8 protein-coding genes and 1 pseudogene are annotated in these 8174 nt (G+C 70.8%); 6 read left to right on the plus strand and 3 right to left on the minus strand.

Annotation, left to right across the window (positions count from 1 at the left end):
* The 4 genes and pseudogenes from ACFFIA_RS15810 to yjfF all read left to right on the plus strand — a co-directional run.
* A pseudogene (locus tag ACFFIA_RS15810) lies at positions 1–193 on the plus strand (LacI family transcriptional regulator); the annotation flags it as partial.
* A gap of 105 nt (positions 194–298) precedes the next feature.
* Positions 299–1789, plus strand: coding sequence for a sugar ABC transporter ATP-binding protein (locus ACFFIA_RS15815; protein WP_377251579.1), 1491 nt, complete (start codon positions 299–301; stop codon positions 1787–1789).
* Positions 1790–1827: 38 nt separating this feature from the next.
* Positions 1828–2844, plus strand: coding sequence for an ABC transporter permease (locus ACFFIA_RS15820; RefSeq protein WP_377251581.1), 1017 nt, complete (start codon positions 1828–1830; stop codon positions 2842–2844).
* Between the two features lie 52 nt (positions 2845–2896).
* The gene (gene yjfF, locus ACFFIA_RS15825) at positions 2897–3886 is read left to right on the plus strand and encodes a galactofuranose ABC transporter, permease protein YjfF (protein WP_377251569.1); all 990 of its coding nucleotides are present in this window, start codon (positions 2897–2899) and stop codon (positions 3884–3886) included.
* An 86-nt stretch (positions 3887–3972) separates the two neighbouring features.
* On the opposite strand, the gene ACFFIA_RS15830 is transcribed toward yjfF, so the two are convergent.
* Complete coding sequence (locus ACFFIA_RS15830) at positions 3973–4140, minus strand: hypothetical protein (RefSeq protein ID WP_377251571.1); 168 nt, start codon at positions 4138–4140, stop codon at positions 3973–3975.
* Between the two features lie 264 nt (positions 4141–4404).
* Between ACFFIA_RS15830 and ACFFIA_RS15835 the strand changes: the two genes are divergently transcribed.
* Both ACFFIA_RS15835 and ACFFIA_RS15840 read left to right on the plus strand, forming a co-directional pair.
* Positions 4405–4806, plus strand: a complete 402-nt coding sequence (locus ACFFIA_RS15835; protein WP_377251573.1) for a hypothetical protein — start codon at positions 4405–4407, stop codon at positions 4804–4806.
* A 30-nt stretch (positions 4807–4836) separates the two neighbouring features.
* Positions 4837–5943, plus strand: a complete 1107-nt coding sequence (locus ACFFIA_RS15840; RefSeq protein ID WP_377251575.1) for a glycosyltransferase family 4 protein — start codon at positions 4837–4839, stop codon at positions 5941–5943.
* Between the two features lie 109 nt (positions 5944–6052).
* Here ACFFIA_RS15840 and ACFFIA_RS15845 read toward each other — a convergent pair whose 3' ends face one another.
* Together ACFFIA_RS15845 and ACFFIA_RS15850 are read right to left on the minus strand one after the other, a co-directional pair.
* Entirely contained in the window at positions 6053–6427 is a 375-nt protein-coding gene (locus ACFFIA_RS15845; RefSeq protein ID WP_377251583.1) for a winged helix-turn-helix domain-containing protein, read from the minus strand.
* Between the two features lie 247 nt (positions 6428–6674).
* Positions 6675–7454: a YaaA family protein gene (locus ACFFIA_RS15850; RefSeq protein WP_377251577.1), complete on the minus strand. Its 780-nt coding sequence runs from the start codon at positions 7452–7454 to the stop codon at positions 6675–6677.
* Between the last annotated feature and the right edge of the window lie 720 nt (positions 7455–8174).

An 8174-nucleotide genomic window follows, 5' to 3' on the forward strand; every position in this document is an offset into this window, starting at 1 on the left:
CGACGGCATGCAAGCCCTCGCCGACGGCAAAATCAACTTCATCGTCGAATGCAGCCCTCTGCTCGGCCCACAACTGATGGAACTCGTCGAGAAGGTCCACGCCGGCGAAACCGTCGAACCCCGCGTCGTCACCGAAGAAACCACCTTCACCCAGGAACAGGCCAAGGCCGTCCTCCCCGAACGCCAGTACTGACCCGACCGGCCTGAACCCTCCCAGCGGCCGCCCCGCCCTGCGCGGGGGCGGGGCGGCCCCACCAGCGCAGAAGGGTCGCGAGAAGTGACCGAGCCCATCCTGACGATGTCCGGGATCAGCAAGGAGTTTCCCGGCGTCAAGGCGCTCAGCGACGTCGACTTCCGGCTGCTCCCCGGCGAGGTGCACGCCCTCATGGGGGAGAACGGCGCCGGCAAGTCGACGCTCATCAAGGTGCTCACCGGCGTGTACGACATCGACCAGGGCGCCATCGTGCTCGACGGCCGGCAGGTGCGCTTCACCGGGCCGCTCCAAGCCCAGCACGCCGGCGTCAGCACGGTCTACCAGGAGATCAACCTCTGCCCCAACCTGTCCGTGGCGGAGAACATCTTCATCGGCCGCGAGCCGCGCACGTTCGGCCACATCAGATGGTCCACGGTGGAGAGACGGTCGCGCGAGCTGCTGCGCCGGCTCCAGCTCGACATCGACGTGTCGGCGCTGCTCGGCACGTACTCGATCGCGGTGCAGCAGATGGTCGCGATCGCCCGGGCGATCGACATCTCGGCCAAGGTGCTGATCCTCGACGAGCCCACGTCCAGTCTGGACGCCGGCGAGGTGCAGCAGCTCTTCCGGGTCATGCGGCAGCTCAAGGAGGAGGGCATCGCCATCCTCTTCGTGACCCACTTCCTCGACCAGGTGTACGAGATCGCCGACCGGATCACCGTGCTGCGCAACGGCCGGCGGGTCGGCGAGTACCGGACCGGCGAGCTGACCCTCATCGACCTGATCGGCACGATGATCGGAAAGGAGCTGGAGGTCCTCGAACGCCTGGAGGAGCAGCCCAAGCGCTTCCAGGAGACCAACGTGCCGCTGGTCGACGCGCGGGAGCTGGGGCGCAAGGGCGCGGTGGCCCCGTTCAACCTCACCATCCACAAGGGAGAGGTCGTCGGCCTCGCCGGGCTGCTCGGCTCCGGCCGCACCGAGGTCGCCCGCCTGCTGTACGGCGCCGACCGCGCCGACCACGGCCAGCTCACCATCGACGGTCGCCCGGTCACGATGCGGGGGCCACGCACCGCGATGGCCAGAGACATCGCCTTCTGCTCGGAAAACCGCCGCACCGAAGGGCTCATCGAGGAGCTGACCGTCCGGGAGAACATCGTCCTGGCCATGCAGGCGACCCGCGGCTGGACCCGACCGATCCCCCGCCGCCGGCAGGACGACCTGGTCGAGAGGTACATCAAGGCGCTCGACATCCGCCCCGCCAACCCGGAGGCGCTCGTGCGCAACCTCTCCGGCGGCAACCAGCAGAAGGTGCTGCTGGCCCGGTGGCTCATCACCGAGCCGCGGCTGCTCATCCTCGACGAGCCGACCCGCGGCATCGACATCGGCGCCAAGACGGAGATCCAGCGCCTGGTCGCCCAGCTCTCCGACGGCGGCATGGCGGTGCTCTTCGTCTCGGCGGAGCTGGAGGAGGTGCTGCGGCTCAGCCACCGGGTCGCGGTGCTGCGCGACCGCCACCTGATCGCCGAGCTGCCCAACGACGACAGCCTCGACGTCGACCGCGTCATGGAAACAATCGCCAGTGGAGCCAAGCCGTGAACACCCTGGTCAAGCATCGCCTCTTCTGGCCGGTCACCATGCTGGTGGTCCTGCTGCTGTCCAACCTGATCTTCACGCCGACGTTCTTCAAGATCGAGATGCGCGACGGCCACCTGTACGGGAGCCTGATCGACATCGTCCGCTTCGGCGCCCCGCTGATCCTGGTGGCGCTCGGCATGACGCTGGTCATCGCGACCGGCGGCATCGACCTGTCGGTCGGTTCGGTGGTCGCGATCGCCGGCGCGCTCGCCTGCTGGCGGATCAGTGAGCAGACCGACCAGAACAGCGTCACCGGCGTGCTCGTCGCCGTCGCCCTCGCGCTCGGCCTGGCGCTGCTGCTGGGGGCGTGGAACGGCATCCTGGTCGCAGTCGTCGGGATCCAGCCGATCATCGCCACGCTCATCCTGATGGTCGCCGGCCGGGGGCTCGCCCAGCTCATCACCGACGGGCAGATCATCACGATCAACAGCTCGCCGTACAAGCTGATCGGCGCCGGCTACCTGTTCACCGTGCCGTTCGCCATCCTCGTCGCGCTCGCGGTCACCGCGCTCGCCGTCCTGCTGACCCGCCGCACCGCGCTCGGCATGCTCATCGAGTCGGTCGGCGGCAACGCCGAGGCCAGCCGGCTCGCCGGCATCCACTCGCGACGGATCACGATGATGGCGTACATCGTGGCCGGTCTCTGCGCCGGCATCGCCGGGCTGATGATCAGCTCGAACGTCTCCAGCGCCGACGGCAACAACGCCGGCCTCTGGTACGAGCTGGACGCGATCCTCGCGGTCGTCATCGGCGGCACCTCGCTCGCCGGCGGGCGCTTCTCCATCGCCGGCACGGTCGTCGGCGCGCTGCTCATCCAGACGCTCACCACGACCATCTACACGACCGGCATCCCACCGGAGACCACACTGCTGTTCAAGGCGCTGGTCGTCACGATCGTCTGCCTTGTCCAGTCGCCCGCCTTCCGGGCCAAGGTCTTCCAGGGCCGGCGGCGACGACCACCGACGCCGACGGGCCCCGCCGCCCCGGCCGCGGAGAAGGTCGAGGTGCCGGCATGAGGCACCACGAGAAGATGCCCCGCTCCGCTCCTCATCTCCCGGGGGGCCCCGCGTGACCACGCTGACCGAGGTACGGGCCCGGCTCTCGCGGCCGCACCAGCGCAAGTACCTGCCGCTCTACGCCACGCTCGCGCTCCTCGCGCTGATGTACGGCAGCGGCGTGGTGCAGTACGAGGCGTTCAGCGACCCGCAGGTCGTGTTGAACGTGTTCATCGACAACGGCTTCCTGCTCGTGGTCGCGGTGGGCATGACCTTCGTGATCCTGACCGGCGGCATCGACCTGTCGGTCGGCGCGGTGGTCGCGCTGACGACGATGCTCTCCGCGTCGCTGCTCCAGGAGCAGGGCTGGCCCGCCTTCGCCGTGCTCCCGCTGGTGCTGCTCATCGGCTCCACACTGGGCTTCGGGATGGGCTGCATCATCCACTACTTCGAGATCCAGCCCTTCATCGTCACGCTGGCCGGCATGTTCCTGGCCCGCGGGCTCTGCTACACGATCGGCACCTCGTCCATCCCGATCGACGATCCGTTCTGGACGACGATGGCGCAGTCGCGGGTGCGCTTCGGCGACAACTTCGTCTCCCCCAGCGTCATCATCGCGCTCGCGGTGGTGCTCATCGCGGCGTACGTGCTGGCGTTCACCCGGCTCGGCCGCAACACGTACGCGATCGGCGGCAGCCCCCGCTCGGCCCACCTCATGGGGCTGCCGATCGCCCGTACGCGCATCGCCGTCTACACCATCAGCGGCTTCTGCTCGGCGCTCGGCGGCGTGCTGCTCAGCTTCTACATGCTCTCCGGGTACGGGCTGCACGCCGTCGGCATGGAGCTCGACGCCATCGCCGCGGTCGTCATCGGCGGCACACTGCTGACCGGCGGCTCAGGCTTCGTGCTCGGCACCGTGCTGGGCGTGCTCGTACTCGGGCTGATCCAGACCCTCATCACCTTCGACGGCCGGCTCAGCTCGTGGTGGACGAAGATCGTGATCGGCGCGCTGCTCTTCGCGTTCATCCTCCTCCAGCGACTGATCACGCCGCGCAAGAGCTGAGGAAAGGCCCGCCGCACGCGGCGGGCCTTTCACCGGCCGCACGACGGCACAGGCGCCGTGGGCGGCCGGGGACGGGCGTGCGACCGCTACTGCTCGTCGTCGACATCGCAGCTGGAATCGGCCATGGCCTGGGTCATCTCGTCGGCGGGCACGGTGATGCTCTCCTCCGTGTCCTCCAGGTCGTCGGGAGACGGGTCCGGGATGGTGCCTTCGCCCGCGTAGCCGTACGGGTTGGGTTCATGCGCTGTGTCCACGGCGCGTGGATACCCGAGCCGATGGCCGATACTCGCGGTCCTGGCCACTCGTCCTCCCTGCGTGGGCCGGCGGCGCGGACGCGGCGGATGGCGCGTTCGTGCCGCCATTCCGGTTTCCGGCGGCGGGGTCGCCGACCCGCGCGTTCGTCCCGCCGTTCCGGGATTCCGGGCCGCGGTCGGCTCCCCTTCGATGAATCGGATCCGCCTGCGGGGGTAGCCAACCGGTACGGCGGACACCACCGGTACAGCAAGGGGGGACGCATCATGGCTCAACAGAAGGAGCGAACGAGCGGAGGCGTGCGCACCGGCGCCGGCACGTCGAAGTCGATACGGTACGCACAGGAGATCACCTCCACCGACGAGCAGCCGGAGCGCCCCGGTCGCTCGCTGGTCACCAGCGACCACGAGGTGATCCGGCAGTGGGGCGAGCGCCGCGACGCCGCGCCGGCGACCATCTCCGGCACGGAGCACAACGGGCGCGCGGGCGTGCTCACGTTCGACTTCCCGCTCGGCAACCGGGGCGGGCGGCTGCGCCGGATCACCTGGGACGAGTGGTTCCGGGCCTTCGACGAGCGCAACCTCAACTTCCTCTACCAGGAGGAGCGGAAGGACGGCCGGCAGAGCAACTTCTTCCGGCTGGAGAGTCCCTGCCGCGAGGACGCCTGACGCCACCGGCACGCACGGGGGGGGTGAGCCGTGGCCACGCGACCCCGGGTGCTGCTGTACACCAGCGTGAGCGCGGTGGGCGGCGCCGAGATCGCGCTGGGCAACCTGGTCGCCGGCCTCGGTGATACCTACGACGTCCACGTCGCCGGCATCCACGAGCCCGTGGTGCGGTGGCTCGCTGGGCACTCCCCTGGCGTGCCGCACCACGTCGCAGGTGGCGGGGCGGTGGCGCACGCGCGGATGCTGCGCCGCGTGCGCCCCGACCTCGTGCAGGCGAACCTCGAGGTGCCGTGGGCGTCACCGACCCTGCTGGGCACCGCGCTCGCGGCGGGGCGCCCGCGCGTGGTGGCGGTGCAGCACATGGCCGCGCGCACCGTCGACCTGGCGCTCCTGCTGCGCACGCGGGCCCTCGCGCTGCGGCTGGACGGGAACGTCGCGGTCAGCGCCGACGGGGCCAAGCGGATCGAGGACTTCTACGCGCTGGGGCGCGGCTCGGTGCACGTGATCCACAATGGAGTGCCGGTGCCGGAGGCCGCCGGTGTCTCCACGGCCGCGCCCGACCACGAGCGGGAGCTGGTGATCGGCTGCGTCGGTCGCCTCGACCCGGTCAAGGGGCAGGACGTGCTCATCGCCGCCCTCGCCCGGCTGCCCCGGACACGTCTGCGGATCATCGGGTCCGGAGCCCAGGAGGCCGAGCTGCGGGCACAGGCCGACCGGCTCGGCGTCGGCGACCGCGTGGAGCTGACCGGCTGGTGCGACCGCGTCCCGGAACACCTCCACGACCTGGACATCTACTGCCAGCCCTCACGGTACGAGACCCTGGGGCTGGCCCTCATCGAGGCGATGGGCGCCGGCTTGCCCTGCGTGGCCAGCGCCACCGGCGGCGTACCCGAGCTCCTCGACCACGGCCGCTGCGGGCGCTTGGTGCCGACCGGTGACGCGGCGGCGCTGGCCGAGGCGATCGGGCGCCTGGCGGCCGACCCCGCCGCCCGGACCCGACTCGGCCAGCGGGCACGGGAGCGGACGCTCACCTCGTTCACCGCGGAACGGATGGCGCGGCGCTACGAGTCGCTCTGGGCCGAGACGCTGGCCGGCCCCCGCGCCGGACGCCTGCGCCCACGCCGGCCCAAGCCCTGACCGCGCGCCCGGGGCGATCCACTCAGGACAGAGATCTGAGCTGCCGCGACCGCCGTCGTGGTCCAGACCGCCGCTCCCGCGGCCGCACCCTCCGCGCGCGCAAGAGCCGTCAGGCGCGCACCGGCGCGGCGGCCGGGAGCAGGTGGTAGCCGACCCCGCGCACCGTCTGCAGCTCCGGCGCGCCGTCGAGGTCGCGCAGCTTGCGGCGAAGGCGTTTCACCGTCGAGTGCAGGATCGCGGTGTCGCCCAGGTAGGCCCCGCCCCACACGGCGTGGAACAGCCGCTCGTACGTCCACAGGCCGAGCGGGGCGCTCGCCAGCCGCACCAGCACGTCGCGCTCCAGCCGGGTCAGCGACAACGGCCTGCCGCGCCAGCTCACCTGGTGGCCGTCCGGGTCGACGGCCAGCTCGCCGACGCCGGCCGCGAGCACCTCGGCCGTGGCCGCGCCGAGCATCGCGCGCAGCTCGGCCAGGTTGGCGACCATCAGCACCGTGCCGAGGTCGTCGAGTCGCCGCACCACCCGCTCGCGCACCGTCGTGTCGGCCGACACGCACACGACGAGGGGCACCTCGCTGTGGGTCACCGTTACTCCCCGCTGTCCACGTACTCCGGTGACGCCAGCCAACGCGCTTCGATGGGCGCAGTCAACCTCCCTTTGGGAAGCCTCCCATTCTGGCACCACGGCCTGTTCTCCCACAAAGGGCGCAGGTGCGGGCCGACCGGTCTCCCGCTCAGGTCAGGCGGACGGAGAGCCCTTTGCCGCCGAACTCCTTGCACACGAACGCCGGCTCCGCGGGCGCGCTCAGCACGTCGTCGTACCGGTAGCCGATCTCGGCGAACTCGCGGATCGCGCCCTCCCCGACCCGCTCGGTGACGAGCCAGCGGGCGAACGCGCCCCGGGCGATCTTCGCGTGCACGACCACGAACTTCGGCTCGCCGGAGGCCGGGTCGGCGGTCAGGAACCGCGGCGTGACGACCCGGCCGGCGTCGACGTGCGGGAGCACCGTCTTGCTGTACTCGTTGGCGGCCAGGTTGACGATCGACCCCGAGGCGGGCAACTGCTCGGCGATCGAGGTGCCCCAGAACCGGTACAGGTTGGCGTAGCCGCCGGGCGGGAGCCGGTAGCCCATCTCCAGCCGGTACGGGCTGATGCCGTCGAAGGGGCGCAGGATGCCGTACAGCCCGGAGAGGATGCGCAGGTGCCGGCCGGCGTACGTGCGGTCGGCGGCGGTGAACGAGTCGACCTGGAGGCCGCTGTAGATGTCGCCGACGAAGGTCGCGGCGGCGGGCGCCTGGTCGGCGGGGTCGGCGCTCCACGCGGCGTGCAGGTCGCGGACCTTCTCGGCCAGGTCGGCGGAGATCTTCATGACCTGGGCGAGCTGGTCGAGCGAGAGGGTCCGCAGATAGGCGACCAGCTCCTCGGCCCGCTCCAGCAGGGCGGGCGTGCCGCTGGGCCGCAGCCCGGACGTGGGCGGGCGCATGGTCTTCGAGCTGTGCATCAGGATGATCATCGACTTGCTGGCACCTCCGGATCGTGGCCATTATGCCGCCGCCTGGGGATGTGCCGCGAAGACACGTCGGAAGCGCGCCGCTGCTCCCGCGGCCTCGCCCTCCGCGTCCCCACGATCCCGGCCCAGCCCAACGCGGACGGGCCTTGGTCCCGGGCGGCAGGTCGGGTCCGTGTTCAACAGAGCTGTCGAGCTGGGCGCACCAACGCGCCCAATCGCCGGCACACTCCCTCAGCTCCGTGATAGGTCGGGACAGTTCGTTGGACCGGCGGCCCGGTATACCCACCGGGCAGGGCAACCCCTGGATCAAGACGAGTTATGGCTGCTATGACGCCACAGGTCGCCTAGACCCGGCAGCCTCGCCGTGTTCACTGGCGTGTGGGGCGCTGGCTCGCCGCGCCGCCGCCGGGCCTGGTCGCTTCGCAAAAAGGGGGGCTATGTCAGGGACATAGACCCTTGCGGCCGGTTTGAAAGGGCTATGTCCCCGACAACGCCCACACACCCCGCTGGATCCGGCGGGGCTGGCCCACCGGACCCAGCATCCACACCACCAGCCCCAGCATCCGGCGACCATCCCGGGGGCTGGGCGCACCGGCGCGCCCAGCTCGACAGCTTCTCCCACAGACGACACGTGGTCCGAACGCGGCCCAGCCACGCGACCACCTCGACCCCGAAAGGTCTCTAGCGGTAGTTTGTTGACTTAGGTCCGATTTGAGTTGTAGC

Origin of the sequence: Phytohabitans kaempferiae (assembly GCF_042433955.1) — a bacterium.
GTDB lineage: Bacteria > Actinomycetota > Actinomycetes > Mycobacteriales > Micromonosporaceae > Phytohabitans > Phytohabitans kaempferiae.

Excerpts from the sequence above, each read along its gene's own strand:
- ACFFIA_RS15815 (WP_377251579.1), top strand. The coding sequence starts at position 299 with ATGTCCGGGATCAGCAAGGAGTTTCCCGGCGTCAAGGCGCTCAGCGAC.
- ACFFIA_RS15820 (WP_377251581.1), top strand. The coding sequence starts at position 1,828 with ATGCTGGTGGTCCTGCTGCTGTCCAACCTGATCTTCACGCCGACGTTC.
- ACFFIA_RS15835 (WP_377251573.1), top strand. The coding sequence starts at position 4,405 with ATGGCTCAACAGAAGGAGCGAACGAGCGGAGGCGTGCGCACCGGCGCC.
- ACFFIA_RS15845 (WP_377251583.1), bottom strand. The coding sequence starts at position 6,427 with ATGGTCGCCAACCTGGCCGAGCTGCGCGCGATGCTCGGCGCGGCCACG.
- ACFFIA_RS15850 (WP_377251577.1), bottom strand. The coding sequence starts at position 7,454 with ATGATCATCCTGATGCACAGCTCGAAGACCATGCGCCCGCCCACGTCC.